At 40.6% G+C, this 17,593-nt stretch carries 20 protein-coding genes; 13 read left to right on the forward strand and 7 right to left on the reverse strand.

The annotated features are described in order from the left end of the window. The first annotated feature begins 17 nt into the window (after positions 1-17). The 5 genes from H7U04_RS08395 (at position 18) to H7U04_RS08415 (ending at position 4,027) form a co-directional block, all read left to right on the forward strand. On the forward strand, positions 18-770 hold the full coding sequence (locus H7U04_RS08395) for an HAD family hydrolase (RefSeq protein WP_073689932.1): 753 nt from the start codon (positions 18-20) through the stop codon (positions 768-770). A gap of 85 nt (positions 771-855) precedes the next feature. Beyond that, positions 856-1,554: a 2,3,4,5-tetrahydropyridine-2,6-dicarboxylate N-acetyltransferase gene (gene dapD / locus H7U04_RS08400; RefSeq protein WP_037598512.1), complete on the forward strand. Its 699-nt coding sequence runs from the start codon at positions 856-858 to the stop codon at positions 1,552-1,554. A gap of 78 nt (positions 1,555-1,632) precedes the next feature. After that, positions 1,633-2,766 (forward strand): N-acetyldiaminopimelate deacetylase, encoded by a 1,134-nt coding sequence (locus H7U04_RS08405; protein WP_037601504.1) that lies wholly within the window; start codon positions 1,633-1,635, stop codon positions 2,764-2,766. Positions 2,767-2,834: 68 nt separating this feature from the next. Continuing rightward, positions 2,835-3,362 (forward strand): 5-formyltetrahydrofolate cyclo-ligase, encoded by a 528-nt coding sequence (locus tag H7U04_RS08410; RefSeq protein WP_073689931.1) that lies wholly within the window; start codon positions 2,835-2,837, stop codon positions 3,360-3,362. Continuing rightward, positions 3,353-4,027, forward strand: a complete 675-nt coding sequence (locus tag H7U04_RS08415) for a rhomboid family intramembrane serine protease (RefSeq protein WP_073689930.1) — start codon at positions 3,353-3,355, stop codon at positions 4,025-4,027. Before H7U04_RS08410 ends, H7U04_RS08415 begins: the two co-directional genes overlap by 10 nt. A gap of 45 nt (positions 4,028-4,072) precedes the next feature. Here H7U04_RS08415 and galU read toward each other — a convergent pair whose 3' ends face one another. From galU to H7U04_RS08445, 6 genes are all read right to left on the reverse strand, one after another. Next, positions 4,073-4,987 carry a UTP--glucose-1-phosphate uridylyltransferase GalU gene (gene galU, locus H7U04_RS08420; protein WP_002891986.1) on the reverse strand — a complete coding sequence of 305 codons (915 nt, stop codon included), beginning with the start codon at positions 4,985-4,987 and terminating at the stop codon, positions 4,073-4,075. A 17-nt stretch (positions 4,988-5,004) separates the two neighbouring features. Beyond that, positions 5,005-6,027 carry an NAD(P)H-dependent glycerol-3-phosphate dehydrogenase gene (locus H7U04_RS08425; RefSeq protein WP_060971571.1) on the reverse strand — a complete coding sequence of 341 codons (1,023 nt, stop codon included), beginning with the start codon at positions 6,025-6,027 and terminating at the stop codon, positions 5,005-5,007. Between the two features lie 118 nt (positions 6,028-6,145). Then, on the reverse strand, positions 6,146-6,706 hold the full coding sequence (locus H7U04_RS08430; protein ID WP_037600087.1) for an MptD family putative ECF transporter S component: 561 nt from the start codon (positions 6,704-6,706) through the stop codon (positions 6,146-6,148). An 8-nt stretch (positions 6,707-6,714) separates the two neighbouring features. Continuing rightward, positions 6,715-7,506, reverse strand: a complete 792-nt coding sequence (locus H7U04_RS08435; RefSeq protein WP_014635096.1) for a formate/nitrite transporter family protein — start codon at positions 7,504-7,506, stop codon at positions 6,715-6,717. Between the two features lie 116 nt (positions 7,507-7,622). Then, entirely contained in the window at positions 7,623-8,873 is a 1,251-nt protein-coding gene (locus H7U04_RS08440; protein WP_002885631.1) for an NAD(P)H-dependent oxidoreductase, read from the reverse strand. Between the two features lie 18 nt (positions 8,874-8,891). Continuing rightward, positions 8,892-9,494, reverse strand: a complete 603-nt coding sequence (locus tag H7U04_RS08445) for an NADPH-dependent FMN reductase (protein ID WP_002886986.1) — start codon at positions 9,492-9,494, stop codon at positions 8,892-8,894. Positions 9,495-9,700: 206 nt separating this feature from the next. Between H7U04_RS08445 and H7U04_RS08450 the strand changes: the two genes are divergently transcribed. The 5 genes from H7U04_RS08450 (at position 9,701) to H7U04_RS08470 (ending at position 13,415) form a co-directional block, all read left to right on the forward strand. Further along, a complete protein-coding gene (locus H7U04_RS08450) occupies positions 9,701-10,147 on the forward strand; it encodes a dUTP diphosphatase (RefSeq protein ID WP_002886985.1) in 447 nt (148 codons plus the stop codon). Positions 10,148-10,156: 9 nt separating this feature from the next. Beyond that, positions 10,157-10,609: an isochorismatase family protein gene (locus H7U04_RS08455; protein ID WP_110980830.1), complete on the forward strand. Its 453-nt coding sequence runs from the start codon at positions 10,157-10,159 to the stop codon at positions 10,607-10,609. An 11-nt stretch (positions 10,610-10,620) separates the two neighbouring features. Beyond that, entirely contained in the window at positions 10,621-11,982 is a 1,362-nt protein-coding gene (gene radA, locus H7U04_RS08460; protein ID WP_110980829.1) for a DNA repair protein RadA, read from the forward strand. An 88-nt stretch (positions 11,983-12,070) separates the two neighbouring features. After that, positions 12,071-12,766, forward strand: a complete 696-nt coding sequence (locus H7U04_RS08465; protein ID WP_037598509.1) for a TIGR00266 family protein — start codon at positions 12,071-12,073, stop codon at positions 12,764-12,766. Between the two features lie 151 nt (positions 12,767-12,917). Then, complete coding sequence (locus H7U04_RS08470) at positions 12,918-13,415, forward strand: beta-class carbonic anhydrase (RefSeq protein WP_002885818.1); 498 nt, start codon at positions 12,918-12,920, stop codon at positions 13,413-13,415. Between the two features lie 95 nt (positions 13,416-13,510). Here H7U04_RS08470 and H7U04_RS08475 read toward each other — a convergent pair whose 3' ends face one another. Continuing rightward, complete coding sequence (locus H7U04_RS08475; protein ID WP_037600084.1) at positions 13,511-13,864, reverse strand: DUF3397 domain-containing protein; 354 nt, start codon at positions 13,862-13,864, stop codon at positions 13,511-13,513. Positions 13,865-14,035: 171 nt separating this feature from the next. On the opposite strand from H7U04_RS08475, the gene rplK reads away from it, so the two are divergent. The 3 genes from rplK (at position 14,036) to H7U04_RS08490 (ending at position 17,402) form a co-directional block, all read left to right on the forward strand. Next, positions 14,036-14,461 carry a 50S ribosomal protein L11 gene (gene rplK, locus H7U04_RS08480; protein WP_002885648.1) on the forward strand — a complete coding sequence of 142 codons (426 nt, stop codon included), beginning with the start codon at positions 14,036-14,038 and terminating at the stop codon, positions 14,459-14,461. Positions 14,462-14,560: 99 nt separating this feature from the next. Continuing rightward, positions 14,561-15,250 carry a 50S ribosomal protein L1 gene (rplA, locus tag H7U04_RS08485; RefSeq protein WP_037598508.1) on the forward strand — a complete coding sequence of 230 codons (690 nt, stop codon included), beginning with the start codon at positions 14,561-14,563 and terminating at the stop codon, positions 15,248-15,250. A gap of 181 nt (positions 15,251-15,431) precedes the next feature. Then, positions 15,432-17,402 carry a peptide ABC transporter substrate-binding protein gene (locus H7U04_RS08490; RefSeq protein ID WP_110980824.1) on the forward strand — a complete coding sequence of 657 codons (1,971 nt, stop codon included), beginning with the start codon at positions 15,432-15,434 and terminating at the stop codon, positions 17,400-17,402. Positions 17,403-17,593 lie beyond the last annotated feature (191 nt).

The raw sequence follows: 17,593 nt of genomic DNA on the forward strand, positions 1-17,593 counted from the left end.
GTAATGGGTAAAAAGTGATGAAAAATAGAGCCTATAAGAACTACATATTTGATTTTTATGGTACCTTGGTTGATATCCTAACCGATGAGAAGGATCCTATGTTATGGGATAAATTAGCCCAACTTTACCAAGCTTATGGGGCGGATTATAAGGGTGAAGGTCTTAAAAAATCTTATGCTAAGCATGTGGCTCAGACTCGTAAGGAGTTAATAGAGATTAAAGGAGTTACTTATCCAGAAGTTGATTTAGCTCACATTTTCAACCAGCTTTATGTAGATGGTCGGTCTCAGTCTAGTTGCCATAATCAGCCAGAAGATTGGGGCCAACTGATAGCTATGGTATTTCGCGTCTTATCTCGTAAGCAGTTGTTAGCTTATCCGCATACCAAGGAGGTTTTGACCTTTCTAAAAGAGCAGGGCTGTCGTCTCTATCTCTTGTCTAATGCTCAAGCAGCCTTTACTAATGCTGAGATTGACTTAATGGAGTTAAGACCTTACTTTGATGCCATTTACCTGTCTTCGGATGTGGGTATCTGTAAGCCTCAACCTGAATTTTTGAAGCAAGTTTTGGATGATTATGGGTTAAAGCCATCTGAGACTGTCATGGTGGGAAATGACCTGACGACTGATATTGCTGTGGCTGAGGCAGTTGGGATCGATGGTATCTTGCTGAATACCTTCCCTTATTCTCGTCGAGAGTTGGAGAATTCCCCAATCAAACCAGATCGAGTGATTACTGACATAGAGGCTCTAAAGACAAATTTTACATAAAAATACACTCTATTTGGCAAAAGCAAAGACAATTATCAGAATTTTTGGTATAATAATTCCTAACTTTATGTGAATGGAGAATCTCATGACTGCACAAAAAATGTCTGCACAAGAAATTATCGCTTTTATCGGTAATGCTGAAAAGAAAACGAATGTTAAAGTAACTTTTGAAGGGGAATTGGCAACCGCTGTTCCAGCTTCTGTCACTAAGCTTGGTAATGTTCTTTTTGGAGACTGGAAAGATATCGAACCACTTCTTGTAAACTTGACTGAAAACAAGGACTATGTTGTGGAACAAGATGGCCGTAACTCAGCTGTTCCATTGCTTGATAAGCGTCACCTTAATGCGCGTATCGAACCAGGCGCTATTATCCGTGACCAAGTAACTATCGAAGATAATGCTGTTGTTATGATGGGTGCTGTTATCAACATCGGTGCTGAAATCGGTGCTGGTACTATGATTGATATGGGAGCAATCCTTGGTGGTCGTGCTACTGTTGGTAAAAACAGCCACATCGGTGCGGGTGCGGTCCTTGCTGGTGTGATTGAACCAGCTTCAGCAGACCCAGTTCGTATCGGTGACAACGTTCTTGTTGGTGCTAATGCTGTTGTTATTGAAGGTGTTCAAGTTGGTAACGGTTCAGTCGTTGCTGCTGGAGCTATCGTTACTCAAGATGTTCCTGAAAATGTGGTTGTAGCTGGTGTTCCAGCTCGTATCATCAAGGAAATCGATGAAAAAACACAACAAAAAACAGCACTCGAAGACGCTTTGCGTAACTTGTAACATATTGATAGTAGAGGCCTGTAAGGCCTCTATTTCTAGATTCTCTATAAAATAAATATAAATAAAAAGGACAAAAACATGACACTTGATTTAATCAAAATCAGACGAGACCTTCACCAAATTCCCGAAATTGGTTTGGAAGAATTTAAAACTCAGGCCTATCTCTTAGAACGTATTGCTGAAATGACTGAAGGGAAGGACTTTGTGGAGCAACGTTCTTGGCGTACAGGAATTCTTGTCTATCTTCACGGGCATGCTCCTGAAAAAACCATTGGTTGGCGTACAGATATTGATGGCCTCCCAATCGTAGAGGAAACAGATCTTGACTTTAAGTCTACTCATGAAGGTCGTATGCATGCTTGTGGACACGATATGCACATGACCACAGCACTTGGTCTTTTGGACCAGATGCTTCAAGTACAGCCTAAAAATAACATGCTCTTCCTCTTCCAACCAGCTGAAGAAAATGAAGCTGGTGGTATGCTTATGTATGAAGATGGTGCCTTTGGAGATTGGTTGCCAGATGAGTTCTATGGCCTCCACGTCCGCCCAGATTTCAAGGTAGGTGATATTGCGACTAACACAAGTACCCTTTTTGCTGGGACTTGTGAAGTCCTTGTTACTTTCAAGGGGAAAGGTGGACATGCGGCCTTTCCACATGAGGCCAATGATGCTCTTGTAGCAGCTTCTTACTTTATTACTCAAGTGCAAACGATTGTCAGTCGTAATGTTGACCCTATTCAGGGTGGGGTAGTTACCTTTGGTTCTTTCCATGCAGGAACGACTAATAATGTTATCGCTGAAACTGCAGAGGTTTATGGAACTATTCGTACCCTTACTCAGGAAATGAGTCTCCTTATCCAGAAGCGCGTGCGCCAGATTGCAGAAGGTGTAGCAGCTAGCTTTGGTATGGAAGTGGATATCATGTTGAAACAAGGTGGTTATCTTCCTGTGGAAAATAATCCAGCCTTGGCTAAAGAGTTGATGGCCTTCTTTGATGCTAGCCCAGAAGTTAACCTGATTGATTGTCCACCGGCTATGACTGGAGAGGATTTTGGTTATTTGCTTAGTAAAGTTCCTGGTGTCATGTTCTGGTTGGGAATCGACACGCCATATGCACTTCACCATCCTAAGATGAGTCCAAACGAAGATGCCCTCGCTTTTGCAGTGGCTGAAATTGGAAAATTCCTTAAACACAAGGCAGAAGCCTAATCAGAGTCGATAAAGCTAAAAAATCTACCAAGTCTGACTTTTGGTAGATTTTTTGATATGATAAACCTATGAAAAATGAACTTAGAAAAACAGTCTTGGCTCAATTAACTTCACAAGAACCTGAGACTAAGGCTAAGATAGATAAACATCTTTTGGAGCAATTGATTGCCTTACCTGCTTATAAAAAGGCTCAGGTGATTGCGACTTATTTGTCTTTTCCTCATGAATATGACACCAGTCTTTTAATCAATCAGGCTTTAAAGGATGGTAAACGACTTTTGATTCCTAAAACATATAAACAAGGTCGAATGATTTTTGTGGATTATGATCCAGATAATCTTGTTGCAACCTCTTTTGGCTTGATGGAACCTGCGTCTGATTTGGCTGTGGAAAAATCAGAGATTGATTTGATTCATGTGCCAGGAGTAGTTTTCAATGATGAAGGCTATCGTATTGGTTACGGAGCAGGTTACTATGACCGCTATTTGTCTGATTTTGAAGGGGATACAGTTAGTACGGTTTATCCTTGCCAGAAACATGATTTTCAACCAGACAGCTATGATATTCCTGTTAAGGAGGTCGTCACATGCCAGTAAATGAGTGGAAAAAATACCCAGCAACCTATCTATTGTTGGGGCTTACGACGTTGACTTTTATCTGTCAATATCTTTTAAACGGCTTTCAAGCGACTTCGCCTTTGAGCCTTTTTAAGATGGGAGCTATGTATGGTTCCTTCGTTCAATACAGTCCCTTGAACCTCTGGCGTCTTGTAACACCAATTTTTGTGCATATAGGTGTTGAGCATTTTCTATTTAATATGCTTGCTCTTTACTTTATGGGGAAAATGGCTGAGCAGATTTTTGGGACTCCACGTTTTCTAGGGCTTTATTTGTTAGCTGGTGTTATGGGAAATGCCTTTACCTTACTTTTTACGCCTAATGTTATTGCAGCTGGTGCTTCGACATCCTTGTTTGGACTTTTTGCGGCTGTTGTGATTCTTGGTTATTACAGTCACAGCCCCTTGCTTAATCAGTTAGGCCGTAATTATTTGGTTTTGATTGTTATTAACTTAATCTTCAACCTTTTTACACCTAGTGTTGGGATTACAGGCCATCTCGGTGGTTTAGTTGGAGGTGCTCTTGCAGCTATCTTTTTGGCCAACAAGGTTGAAAGTCGCTTATTTAGTAAAGGTTGGCGTTCTACAGCCCTTTTAACCTACATTTTACTATTGCTGATTCTTCTAGGATTCACTTATTTTTAAGTCATATGAAAAAACCATCGAATGTCAGGTTCGATGGTTTTTATATTAGTCTTTTTTAGCTGGTTTGCCTTCAAGTTTGTGGCCCAAGTCAATGAGGTATTGCTTGAGGTCATCTTTAACTTGAGGATGTTTAAGTGCGTAATCGATAGACGTTTTCATGAATCCGAATTTGTCACCGACATCATAACGGTTTCCAGTAAATTCGCGAGCAAAGACGCGTTGTGTCTTGTTAAGTGTATCGATGGCATCAGTCAGTTGGACTTCGTTTCCAGCACCTGGTTTTTGAGTTTCCAAAATACCGAAAATTTCAGGTGTTAGAAGGTAACGTCCGATGATAGCAAGATCACTTGGTGCATCTTCTGGATTTGGTTTTTCAACGAAAGTTTCAACGCTATAACGTCCATTTTCGCCTTTGCCTTGAGGGGCGATGACACCATATGAAGAAACTTCTTCGTGAGGTACAGGCATAACTGCAATGGTTGATGCATGTGTTTCCTCATAGTCGTTAATGAGCTGCTTAGTCAAAGGTACTGCTTTGTCATTAGTGATATCCATGAGGTCGTCACCAAGCATGACAACGAATGGCTCATTTCCGACAAATGCTTTGGCTTGAAGAACTGCATCTCCAAGACCACGCGGATGGCTTTGACGGATAAAGTGGAGGTTGATAGCAGTGGTGTCATTAACCAATTTCAACAAGTCTGTCTTACCTTTTTGTTCCAAGTTGTATTCTAACTCGAAGTTTGAATCAAAGTGGTCTTCGATAGAACGTTTTGACTTACCAGTAACCACCAAGATATCTTCAATACCTGATTTGAGGGCTTCTTCAACGATAAATTGGATGGTTGGCTTGTCAACGATTGGCAACATTTCTTTGGCCAAGGCCTTAGTAGCTGGTAAAAAGCGTGTCCCGAGTCCTGCAGCGGGGATGATAGCTTTTCTAACTTTTTGATTCTTCATGAGAACTCCTTAGATTTTTATTTTTTATCCCATTCATTTTCAGAGCGCAATTCATTGGACATCATATTGAGAATAGATTCCTTGATATCAGCACCCTCATAGATAGATTTGTAGATTGCTGTTGTAATTGGCATGTAGACACCGAGTTCTTGGGCGATTTCGTAGGCAACCTTTGTGGTTGAAATACCTTCGATAACCATTCCCATGTTACGTTCAATGTTTTCTAGTTTTTCTCCACGACCGAGCGCATCCCCAGCACGCCAGTTACGTGAATGGATAGAAGTTCCTGTAACAATAAGGTCACCAACCCCAGATAGACCGCTGTAAGTCAAAGGATCGGCACCGAGTTTCACACCAAGACGAGTAATTTCTGCAAGTCCACGAGTAATAACGGCTGCCTTAGCATTGTCCCCATATCCCATACCGTGGAGGGCACCTGCACCTACCGCGATAATGTTTTTAAGAGCACCAGCTGTTTCAACACCAATCACATCTGAATTGGTGTAGAGGCGGAAGTAGTTATTACTGAAAATGCCTTGGACATAGCGTGCCACTTCAAGATCCTTAGATGCTGCTGTAATCAAAGTGATATCGCGAACGATAGTTTCTTCAGCGTGGCTTGGACCAGATACGACAACAATGTCACTGCGAAGTTCCTCAGGAATCTCTTCTTCAAGGATTGTTGAAAGACGTTCGTGTGTTCCGGGTTCCAATCCTTTTGAAGCATGCATGACAACGACTTTGTGGTCCAAAAGTTCGGCAACTTGTTTAGCAACTAAGCGAGTAACCTTGGTTGGAACAACAAAGAGAACAGCGTCGACACTATCTAGGGCTTCAGACAGTTCCTTGTAGGCTTTAATGTTTTCATCCAAAACCACATCCTTAAAGTAGCGGGTGTTGGTGTGTTTCTCGTTAATTTCATCAATTTGTTCAGGGATGTTTCCCCAAATACGGACCTCGTGTCCGTTGTCGTTGAGTACCTGAGCAAGGGCAGTTCCCCATGAACCAGGGCCCAAGACAGCGATTTTTTGTTTTTTCATCATTAGGTCTCCCTTTAGGTCCTTTCTAACAAAGTAGAAAAAGACTGTATTCTTTCTCATTATAACATAAGAAAAGCATGTTTGTCTTGTACTCTCTGTTAGGAAGGCTGACGGCCATTTATTTTTTCAGCCAATTTTGGGCAATGTAGCCTCCAATGAGGGCAGCCATGAGCGTTCCTCCAATCAGGATTAAGATATGACTGCCTGTAAAGGGAACCATAACTTGATTGACATAATCTTGAGTTTTCCCTTTGGCCAGGAGTTGTGCGATATAAGCTTTGGGCGCAAGCCACATGGTGATAATGGGTGCTAAGTTTCCTAGAGAAAAGATCATATAGGAGAGTAGATTAAGTTTATTATTCTCATAGTTCCCTTTCTTAGCTAGAAAATCAGCGACAAGGCCAGCTAAAAAGCTAGGAAGAAAGGCTAGAACAAAGTGCCCAGAGGCAAAGAAGAAGAGGGACATAAAGATACCCAGACAGGTAATAGCTCCAAATTGTTTAGTTTTTCTGATAAGCCCCAAGTAGACCCAGCCTGCAAAGATAGCCGCTAAAGCAGGCGTATGATACATATTTTTGACTTTGAAAAAGATTAAATCAATGGCAACTGCAAAGGCTAGGCAAATAAAATAGAGTAGAATAGCTAGACTGGTTTGTTTGATGAATGTCTTTTGACGCATGAGGTCTCCTAATCAATGTGAGGTGTTTTAGTTTTATTGAGCCAAGAGTATGCCAAACCAATGAAAATACCTCCGCCAATCCAGTTTCCGAAGAAAACGACTATCCACTGACGTAGAATATTTGCCAAAGTGAAATTATCCACAGCGTCACGCACACCGTTGAAACCGAGCAACATGAAAGAGGCAAAGTTAGCAATCAAGTGTTCATTAATTAAAAATACAAACATGAAGATAGCTGATAGCGCAATGAAAATCTTAGCAGATTCTTCTTTGAGGAGCATGTAGCCCAAGATGGCAATATTAACGAACATATTCGCTGTAATACCTTCTGTAAAGTTCATCCAATCTGTTTTTCCAAGCTTGGTTGAGACAGCAGTAACTAAGAAACTCTTGTCAGTCAAATGTTGGAAAGAGAAGGATTGGTTGAAGAACCAGGCCAAGATAAGGGCACCGACAAAATTAAAGAAGGTACAGTAGAGGAGGATGGTACACACCTTGCTCCATTTGATTTTACCATAATAGGCACCACTGGTCAGGAACATCATGTTTGAAGTAGCCAACTCTCCATTGAATATGAGAACGAAGACCAGTCCGATGGCAAAGATAAAGGCAAAAACAAAACGAGAAAGGGCTGGAATACCTGTAGCGATAACATCCGCACCAATAATTCCTACAGCAGTCGACATGGTAAGATAAGCTCCTGCAAGCATAGAACGCAAGGCATAGCGCCCCAGACTTTCGTCAAAGAGAGCTTCTTTTTTAGCACAAGCAGCGAATACTTTTTCTTGAAATTGAGACATAGGTTTACCTCTAAAATATGTGGCATGGAGCATGGCGAATGCGCAAGCTCGAGTGAAACTTAATCTAGGATGACCATGAAAAAAAGTCAGGACAGTTGTCCCAACTTTTCCAAGTCTTAATATGAGGATGCTCCAGATGTGGCATCTGCGGCTGGGGCTGCGTCGCCACCATGACCACCCGCATCTGATGCACCAGATGTGGCATCGCTACCGCCATGACTAGCTGCAGCTGGTGCAAAAGGACCGCTTCCTCCGACAAGGCGTTGACCAGTTGTTTCGAGATACCAGTCAAGCCATGGTTTAAAGTTAAAGACGATTTCATTGATTCCTGCATAAGAACCATCATCATAGTACATAGCCTGATAGTTATGCGTATTGATAACTCCTTCAGGTGACCCTGGAACAATCGTACGAACATATTCTTGGTTACCATTACGAAGTGTACCGATAACCCATTCCACATTTTTCATACGAGCTGGTGGAAGTGAGCCGTGAACAGTTGACATACGGCTACCAGATTGAGGCGGTACACGTTTGGCGAACATAGTATCAGGATCTTGATGGGCGTTATTGTAGTAGAGGAACTGGTTGTTATCATCGGCATAGGTCAATTCAAATGGCATAGCCTTGAGGAACATGTCAATTTGATTAACCGTCAAAATACCGTGGTCCAATTTCACGTAGGTATCACCAGATACCGCACCAGTGATTTCAGCTACTTTTTCTACCCACTCTGGATCGTCAGGATCAACTTCGGTAACAGTTGTAGCGATTGGGTTGTTACAATCCAAGTCTTCAGGTTCAATTGGTTTTGGTTTTTTCAATTTAGAAACCACTCCTACATATTGGATGAAATTGTCTAAGCATTGTTCAAGGAAATTAATAGTACCTTCGTTGGTAATGTTCCCCTCAAGGTCAAAAGCTTCTTTAGCCTTTCCAAGCAAGAATTCATTACCTGGAAGTGTATAAGCATTAACACCAGGTGCTTCAAGGATTTTACGCAAATGCACTTGGGCACGTGAAGTTCCTTGGTCGTAGTAAGAAGCACCAACAATCATTACAGGCTTGTTTTCAAAAGGGTGCACTTCGAATGATAGCCACTCTAATACTGATTTAAGTGCTGCAGAGATAGTGTGATTGTGCTCAGGTGTTGCAATGATGACACCGTCAGCGCGTGTAATTTTGTTATTAAGTAAGCGAAGTTGGAAACTTTCATCCCATTTTTCATCTTGGTTAAACATAGGAACTTCATCAATTTCCAAAACTTCAAGTTCAAATTTAATTTTAAAATGTCTTCTGATAAATTCGAGCAGTTTACGGTTATATGATTGATCATAATTTGCTCCAACGAGTCCAACAAATTTCATAGTTTATATTCTCCTGTCTTATAGGCTTTCCCAGTCGAAGTCTTCAGCTTCTTTATGTAGCAACTCTGTAGCATGTGAGAGTTTACCAGTAATTTTGACGTAGAGACGGAAGTCATCGAAAATAGCATCTAATTTTTTGATGACATCGAGGTCAACTAAATCGCCGTTGCTATCAAAAGCTTGAAGGGAATGTGAAAGCAAGAATTCGTCTGGAAGCACGTTAGCTTTGATTTCTGGAGCATTCAAAATTTGACGAAGTTGTAGCTGTGCACGAGAAGCTCCTAGAGTTCCATAAGATGCTCCTGTAATCATAACAGGCTTATTCAAAAGAGGGAAAACACCGTATGAGACCCAAGCTAAAGCATTCATGAGAACAGCTGGAATTGAGTGGTCATACTCAGGTGTTCCAATAATAACCCCATCAGCCTCATCGATTTTTTTAACGATTTCAAGGACACTTTCTGGCAATTGTTTGTTAGCGGGTTTGTTAAAGACAGGGAGGTCTTTGATTTCAACAAGTTCGATGTCTGCCTTATCTGCAAAATGTTTCTGAATATATTGCAATAATTGTCTATTAGTTGAACGTTTTGAATTCGTACCAACAAGTCCGATGAATTTCATGACAATTCTCCTTAAAAGTATTATATCTATTATTATGTTAGCGTTTTCCTGGTTAAAAGTCAATCTTCGTTTAATGAGAAAGTGATTAGACTATTACCTTTGTCATCTTATTTCGAATAGATTATAATAGGATAGATTTAAAAGTCTGAAGCTAGCATGGCTAGTTTTACAAGAATTAATTTATAGATGTATCGAAAGGAAAAATAATGACAAAAATTCGTGGATTTGAACTTGTATCAACCTATACCAATCAGGACTTGCTTCCAAAACGGGAGACAGCCCATGCAGCTGGTTACGACTTAAAGGTGGCAGAGCGCACAGTGATTGCACCAGGAGAAATCGTCCTCGTCCCAACTGGGGTCAAGGCTTATATGCAAGCGGGTGAGGTGCTTTATCTTTATGATCGTTCTTCTAATCCTCGCAAAAAAGGTCTGGTCTTGATCAACTCTGTGGGGGTTATTGATGGCGATTACTATGGAAATCCAGGGAATGAGGGTCACATCTTCGCCCAGATGAAAAATATTACTGATCAGCCCGTGACTCTTGAAGTCGGCGAACGCATCGTTCAAGGTGTCTTTATGCCCTTCTTAATTGTAGATGGAGATGAAGCTGACGGTGTTCGTACAGGTGGTTTCGGATCGACAGGGAAATAGAGAAAGAATATGGCAGACTATTTATTAGTTGTAGATATGCAGTCAGATTATGTTGCTGTAGGAAAAGCATATCATGAAGAACTGACTGCAGCTGTAAATGACAAAATTGCTAGCTATCCCAGCGACCGGGTTATCTATATTCTCAATCGTTTTTTCTGGGAGAGAAAAGATAGAAAGAAGAAATTTGCGACCGGCTTGCTGCTTGTATCTTCTCGTATCTTTGAGAAGCGTCGGGCTTCTTGCTTTACTAATCCAGATTTAAAAGATTTTTTAGAGGGAGACGGTGCTAAAAGCATAGAGTTTATAGGGGTAGATGGCAATGGCTGTGTTAAGGCTTCCGTTTTGGCAGCTGTCAAGGAGAATTATCAGGTTTCTGTCGATTTGTCCGCTGTCGGAGTTGCCAACCAGAAGAAATTTAAAAAAACATTGCATAAGTGGCATTCTGTCGGAGTAATCGTATAAGGAGAATTATCATAGCAAAGAAAAAATCAACTTTTGTTTGTCGAGAATGTGGCTACAATTCACCCAAATATCTAGGGCGCTGTCCCAACTGTTCTTCTTGGTCCTCTTTTGAAGAAGAGGTTGAGGTGCAGGAGGTGAAAAATGCCCGTGTCAGTTTGACGGGTGAAAAGTCTAAACCAACTAAATTAAAAGAAGTATCCTCAATCAATTATGCTCGCATAAAGACTGACATGGATGAGTTTAACCGTGTTTTAGGTGGCGGTGTGGTTCCGGGTAGTTTGGTTCTTATTGGAGGAGATCCAGGAATAGGGAAATCAACCCTCCTCTTACAGGTGTCAACGCAACTGGCTAACAAGGGTACGGTCCTCTATGTATCTGGAGAAGAATCTGCCGAGCAAATCAAATTGCGGAGTGAACGTTTAGGTGATATTGATAACGAATTTTATCTGTATGCTGAGACCAATATGCAAGCCGTTCGCAGTCAAGTAGAGGTCATAAAACCCGATTTCCTCATTATCGACTCTATTCAGACCATCATGAGTCCAGAGATTTCTGGCGTTCAAGGTTCTGTATCTCAGGTTCGTGAAGTCACTGCTGAACTCATGCAGATTGCCAAAACCAATAACATTGCCACATTTATTGTTGGGCATGTGACCAAGGAGGGACAGCTGGCTGGACCACGTATGTTGGAACACATGGTAGATACGGTACTCTATTTTGAGGGGGAACGTCATCACACCTTCCGTATTTTACGAGCAGTCAAAAACCGTTTTGGTTCAACCAATGAGATTGGGATTTTTGAGATGCAGTCTGGTGGTTTGGTAGAAGTGCTAAACCCTAGCCAGGTTTTCTTAGAGGAACGCCTAGACGGTGCCACAGGTTCTGCCATTGTTGTGACAATGGAAGGTAGCAGACCTATCTTAGCTGAAGTTCAAGCCTTGGTGACACCAACCGTCTTTGGTAATGCCAAGCGGACAACGACGGGACTGGACTTTAACCGTGTCAGCCTCATTATGGCTGTTTTAGAGAAACGTTGTGGCCTTCTTCTCCAAAATCAAGATGCCTATCTCAAATCGGCTGGTGGTGTCAAATTGGACGAGCCAGCTATTGACCTTGCTGTAGCCGTTGCGATTGCTTCTAGTTACAAGGAGCTTCCAACCAATCCACAAGAAGCTTTCATAGGAGAAATTGGGTTGACTGGAGAGATTCGCCGAGTAACTCGCATTGAACAGCGTATTAATGAGGCTGCTAAATTAGGTTTTACTAAGATTTATGCTCCTAAAAATTCGCTTCATGGCATGAAGATTCCAGAAGGTATCCAGATCATTGGGGTCACGACGGTAGGAGAAGTACTCAAAAAAGTTTTTTCTTAAAAAAATGCCTCAAAGCCAGAATTTGGAAGCGCTTGCAAAAATACCTGTTCGATGCTATACTTTTCTTAAGAATAGGGAGGTATTTATTATGCAATTTTTTACAGACAGCAACATGCAGTTCCCTTTAGTAGAGTTATCTCTTAATCAAGGTGAAACAGTCTTTATCCAGCGTGGCAGTATGGTATATCACACACCGAATGTGACACTGAGTACCAAATTAAATGCCAGTGGATCAGGTTTAGGTCGCTTTGTAAAAGCAGTTGGGCGTTCAATGGTTTCGGGCGAAAGTAGCTTTATTACTCAGGTTGTCTCGCAGTCCAATAATGGCTATATAGCCTTGGCCCCTGATTCTCCAGGTCAAGTGATTCCACTTTATTTAGGTGAAAAACAGTACCGACTCAACGACGGTGCCTTTCTAGCACTTGATGGCACAGCTTACTATACAATGGAGCTCCAGTCTGTTGGTAAGGCTCTTTTTGGTGGTCAGGGTGGTTTCTTTGTAATGACTACCCAAGGCCAAGGAACTCTCTTGGCAAATGCTTACGGCTCTATTAAAAAAATTGAGCTAAACAATCAAGAAGTGACTATTGATAATGCTCATGTCGTTGCCTGGAGTCAGACACTTGATTATAATATTCACCTGGAAAATGGTTTCTGGCAGTCTATTGGGACAGGAGAGGGTGTTGTTAATACCTTTAGAGGAACAGGTGAAATTTATGTTCAAAGTCTCAATCTTCAAACCTTTGCAGGCTTGCTTAATAGATACTTGCCAAAACGTTCATAATATAAATTGAAGGAGGATGGATGCTTGTTAGCATTTATTCTCCTTTTTTATGTTGCGGACTCAATAGCTGACAAGTTAATAAAAAGATGATAAGATAGTGTGTAAATAATTTGATAGTCAAATTATTTTCTTCATTAGAAAGTGAGTTATTATGTCTTATTTTGAAAACTTTCTCAATGCCAACAAAGCCTATGTTGACCTCCACGGGACAGCCCATCTTCCCTTGAAACCAAAGACTAAGGTGGCTATTGTGACTTGTATGGATTCACGCCTTCACGTTGCTCAGGCCTTGGGGTTGGCCCTAGGTGACGCTCATATTTTGCGTAATGCGGGTGGTCGTGTGACGGAAGATATGATTCGTTCTTTGGTCATTTCTCAACAACAGATGGGGACACGAGAAATCGTAGTTCTTCACCATACAGATTGTGGTGCTCAGACCTTTAAGAACGATGAGTTTACCGCCTATCTCAATAAAGAACTTGGTGTTGATGTTTCTGATCAAGATTTTCTTCCATTCACAGATGTGGAAGAGAGTGTTCGTGAAGATATGGCCATTCTTCGTCAGTCACCGCTTATCCCTGAGGATGTTATCATCTCCGGTGCGGTTTATGATGTAGATACTGGCCGAATGACTCAAGTTCACCCCTAATACCGAAAAGTTAAGCAGGCATGGTTGCCTGCTTTTTTCATGGTTGGATATAAAAAAACTCAGCACAAAATAAATTTGCTGAGTTAAGCTGGTTTTTAAGAAACGATAAAAATGAGAATCACAGTCCCTAAATAGAAAAGACTGGTGATAAAAAAGCTGATACGCCAGAATAACTTAAGAAAACGTTTAAACTTGAAGGATTGTGTTTTTCTTAGCATCTGAATCGTGATAATGATAGCCGCCAAGGATAATAAAATGGTGATGTAAGGCAAAAAGCTATGGGTAAAGAAACGGGCTGACACAGCAACTATCTCAATAAAATAAAGAGGGAAGGTAAGGTCAGCAAAATTAAGCCCGAGGTATTTTAAACTGAAGAAGCGGTGGATAATAAAAGCAAAGATAGGTGTTAGAATCAAAAATGCTATAGCAAAGAATTTATATAGAATCATAAGTCTATTTTACCTCGAAAAGCCCTTTATGTAAATTTTTTCCTAAACTTAATAAGAAATTCTTGCATCTAAAAAGAATTTCTGTATAATAGATAAGGTATGTAAAAACATACTTGTGGGAGGTAACAAAACTTACTTACCGCCAAAACCACAATAGGAGGAAATTACAAAATGGCTAAAAAAGTCGAAAACATCGTAAAACTTCAGATTCCTGCTGGTAAAGCGACTCCAGCTCCACCAGTTGGACCAGCTCTTGGTCAAGCCGGAATCAACATCATGGGATTCACTAAAGAGTTTAACGCTCGTACAGCTGACCAAGCTGGTATGATCATCCCAGTTGTTATCTCTGTGTATGAAGATAAATCATTTGATTTCATCACTAAAACACCACCAGCTGCTGTTCTTTTGAAAAAAGCTGCAGGTGTTGAAAAAGGTTCAGGTACTCCAAACTCAGTTAAAGTTGCTTCAGTAACTCGTGCACAAGTACAAGAAATTGCTGAAACTAAAATGCCTGACTTGAACGCTGCAAACATCGAATCAGCTATGCGTATGATCGAAGGTACTGCACGTTCAATGGGATTCACTGTTACTGACTAATTCAGTTAACAAGAAAACCACAGACGTCGTCTCACTTCGCTGAGTGACGTGGAAGATGAAAGTCGTTATGACCACATTACACAAGGAGAAATAATTAACATGGCTAAAAAAAGCAAACAAATGCGTGCTGCTCTTGAGAAAATCGACAGCACAAAAGCTTACAGCGTAGAAGAAGCTGTAGCTCTTGCACAAGAAACTAACTTCGCAAAATTTGATGCTACTGTTGAAGTATCATACAACCTTAACATCGACGTTAAGAAAGCTGACCAACAAATCCGTGGAGCAATGGTATTGCCAAACGGTACTGGTAAAACTCAACGCGTTCTTGTATTTGCTCGTGGTGCTAAAGCTGAAGAAGCTAAAGCAGCAGGTGCTGACTTCGTTGGTGAAGACGAACTCGTTGCTAAAATCAACGGTGGATGGCTTGACTTTGACGTTGTTGTTGCAACACCAGACATGATGGCAATCGTTGGTCGTCTTGGACGTGTCCTTGGACCACGTAACTTGATGCCAAACCCTAAAACTGGTACAGTAACTATGGACGTTGCTAAAGCAGTTGAAGAGTCTAAAGGTGGTAAAATCACTTACCGTGCTGATAAAGCAGGTAACGTACAAGCTATCATCGGTAAAGTTTCATTCGAAACTGAAAAATTGGTTGAAAACTTCAAAGCATTTAACGATGCAATCCAAAAAGCTAAACCAGCTACAGCGAAAGGTGCTTACATCACAAACCTTTCAATTACTACTACACAAGGTGCTGGTATCAAAGTTGATCCTAACTCATTGTAAGAGTAGTAAAGGGCCTATCTTCGGATAGGCTTTTTTCTTGCTCTAAACACGAAATTTGAGTAGAAAATAAAAAATATTCAGAAAGTAGTGTTGCTTTTTCGAATTTATGGTATAATTTAAACGTATACACATAATTATTGATTTTTGAATTTTTTACGTTGCAAATTTAAGGAGGCAATGAATGAAAAAGAGTAAGGTATTTTTACTGGCAGCCGTAGGCCTGTTATCTGTAGGTGTTTTAACGGCTTGCTCGTCATCAAGTAAGACGTCTGGTAAGACTTATAATTATGTCTACGGTGGCGATCCTGCAACCCTAGACTATGTTTCTACAAATAAGAAAAATATGACGACAGCCGTTAGTAACGGTGTTGATGGTTTGTTTGAAAATGATCAATACGGGAATCTAAAACCTTCTGTCGCTGAAAACTGGTCTGTTTCTCAAGATGGTTTGACCTATACTTACAAGATTCGTAAGGATATCAAATGGTACACTTCAGACGGCGAAGAATATGCCAATGTAACAGCTAAAGACTTTGTGACAGGACTTAAGCATGCTGCGGATACAAATTCTGAAGCGATTTATTTGCTACAAAACTCAGTTAAGGGCTTGAATGATTACCTTTCAGGTGCCAACAAGGACTTTTCAAATGTAGGTATCAAGGCTATTGATGATTACACCTTGCAATATACGCTTAGTCAACCAGAACCTTATTGGAATTCAAAATTGACCTACTCTGTTACTTGGCCTGTTAATGGAGAATTCTTGAAATCTAAAGGTAAAGACTTTGGTAAGTCAACAGATCCGACTTCTATTCTCTATAACGGTCCATACCTTCTTAAATCTTTGACAACGAAATCATCTATTGAGTTCACCAAGAATGAAAACTATTGGGATAAGGATAATGTCTACTTTGATACAGTTAAATTGACTTATGATGATGGTACAGACCAAGAATCCTTGGAACGTAACTTCACAGATGGAGTCTATAACTTAGCTCGTCTATACCCAACTAGTTCAAACTATTCTAAAGTTGAAAAACAGTACAAAGACAATATTTTCTATACACAACCTGGAGCAGCTGTAGAAGGTGTCGGTATTAATATCGATCGTCAAACTTATGGTCATACATCTAAAGAAAATGACCAGCAAAAGACATCAACTAAGACAGCTCTTCTTAACAAAGATTTCCGTCAAGCATTAGGTTTTGCTATTGACCGTACGAATTATGCTGCACAACTTAACGGTAAAGAGGGTGGTAGTACTGCCGTTCGTAATATCTATGTTAAACCAGACTTTGTTCAAGCAGATGGTAAAGATTTCGGAACTATGGTAATGGATCAATTACCAAGCTATGGTGATGAGTGGTCTGGTGTGAATCTTGCAGATAGTCAAGATGGTCTTTATAATCCAGAAAAAGCTAAGGCTGAATTTGCTAAAGCTAAAGAAGCTCTTCAAGCAGAAGGGGTTCAGTTCCCAATCCATTTGGATGTTCCTGTCAATCAGTCAAATAAAATCTTTGTGAATCAAGTGCAGTCACTTAAACAATCTATTGAATCCGCTCTTGGAAAAGATAATGTTGTACTTGATCTTCACCAATTGTCAACTGATGATTTCTATAATATTACCTACTCTGCTTCAAATGCAGCTGCAGAGGATTGGGACTTGTCAGTAGGTGTGGCTTGGGAGCCTGATTACCTTGATCCATCAACTTATCTTGATGTCTTGAAGACTACAAATAGTGAAAATACTAAATCTTTCATGGGCTATGACGATCCAAATAGTCAAGCGGTTCAAAAAGTAGGTCTTAAAGAATATGACCAATTGGTTGATGATGCTTCTAAGGAAACAACAGACTTGACGGCTCGTTATGAAAAATATGCAAAAGCTCAGGCATGGTTGACAGATAGTGCCCTCTATCTTCCAACGACTACTTATAACGGAGCAGCCGCTGTAATTTCTCGTATTAAGCCATTCTCAGGAGCATATGCTCAAGCCGGTGATAAAGGTTCTACATACTACTTCAAGTATCTTAAATCTCAAGATGATATTGTAACTAAGAAACAATACGACTCAGCTTATAAAGATTGGCTTAAAGAAAGAGCAAAATCTAATGACAAAGCTCAAAAAGATCTTGCCAAACACGTTAAGTAATCTATCGAAAACGTCTACCTTTAGGTAGTCGTTTTTTTGACAAAATTTCTCGAACCACCCCTAGATTGTGATATAATAAAAAAGATTGGTACTCGCTTCTAGATTTTTATTTGGAAAGTTTGGGGGATAGAGTTGCCTACTGGTACTTATCGTCTTAAGGTTGTTCCAAAGGGAAGGACTTTAGGCTTAAT

Origin of the sequence: Streptococcus sp. 22.1 (assembly GCF_016648645.1) — a bacterium.
In the GTDB taxonomy this organism is placed as follows: Bacteria; Bacillota; Bacilli; order Lactobacillales; family Streptococcaceae; genus Streptococcus.

Coding starts and splice junctions, on each gene's coding strand:
- H7U04_RS08475 (WP_037600084.1), bottom strand. CDS start 13,864: ATGATTCTATATAAATTCTTTGCTATAGCATTTTTGATTCTAACACCT.
- H7U04_RS08465 (WP_037598509.1), top strand. CDS start 12,071: ATGCAATTTTTTACAGACAGCAACATGCAGTTCCCTTTAGTAGAGTTA.
- H7U04_RS08490 (WP_110980824.1), top strand. CDS start 15,432: ATGAAAAAGAGTAAGGTATTTTTACTGGCAGCCGTAGGCCTGTTATCT.
- H7U04_RS08435 (WP_014635096.1), bottom strand. CDS start 7,506: ATGTCTCAATTTCAAGAAAAAGTATTCGCTGCTTGTGCTAAAAAAGAA.
- H7U04_RS08430 (WP_037600087.1), bottom strand. CDS start 6,706: ATGCGTCAAAAGACATTCATCAAACAAACCAGTCTAGCTATTCTACTC.
- H7U04_RS08470 (WP_002885818.1), top strand. CDS start 12,918: ATGTCTTATTTTGAAAACTTTCTCAATGCCAACAAAGCCTATGTTGAC.
- H7U04_RS08440 (WP_002885631.1), bottom strand. CDS start 8,873: ATGAAATTTGTTGGACTCGTTGGAGCAAATTATGATCAATCATATAAC.
- H7U04_RS08445 (WP_002886986.1), bottom strand. CDS start 9,494: ATGAAATTCATCGGACTTGTTGGTACGAATTCAAAACGTTCAACTAAT.
- rplA (WP_037598508.1), top strand. CDS start 14,561: ATGGCTAAAAAAAGCAAACAAATGCGTGCTGCTCTTGAGAAAATCGAC.
- H7U04_RS08395 (WP_073689932.1), top strand. CDS start 18: ATGAAAAATAGAGCCTATAAGAACTACATATTTGATTTTTATGGTACC.
- rplK (WP_002885648.1), top strand. CDS start 14,036: ATGGCTAAAAAAGTCGAAAACATCGTAAAACTTCAGATTCCTGCTGGT.
- H7U04_RS08405 (WP_037601504.1), top strand. CDS start 1,633: ATGACACTTGATTTAATCAAAATCAGACGAGACCTTCACCAAATTCCC.
- H7U04_RS08425 (WP_060971571.1), bottom strand. CDS start 6,027: ATGAAAAAACAAAAAATCGCTGTCTTGGGCCCTGGTTCATGGGGAACT.
- galU (WP_002891986.1), bottom strand. CDS start 4,987: ATGAAGAATCAAAAAGTTAGAAAAGCTATCATCCCCGCTGCAGGACTC.
- dapD (WP_037598512.1), top strand. CDS start 856: ATGACTGCACAAAAAATGTCTGCACAAGAAATTATCGCTTTTATCGGT.
- H7U04_RS08455 (WP_110980830.1), top strand. CDS start 10,157: ATGGCAGACTATTTATTAGTTGTAGATATGCAGTCAGATTATGTTGCT.
- H7U04_RS08410 (WP_073689931.1), top strand. CDS start 2,835: ATGAAAAATGAACTTAGAAAAACAGTCTTGGCTCAATTAACTTCACAA.
- H7U04_RS08415 (WP_073689930.1), top strand. CDS start 3,353: ATGCCAGTAAATGAGTGGAAAAAATACCCAGCAACCTATCTATTGTTG.
- H7U04_RS08450 (WP_002886985.1), top strand. CDS start 9,701: ATGACAAAAATTCGTGGATTTGAACTTGTATCAACCTATACCAATCAG.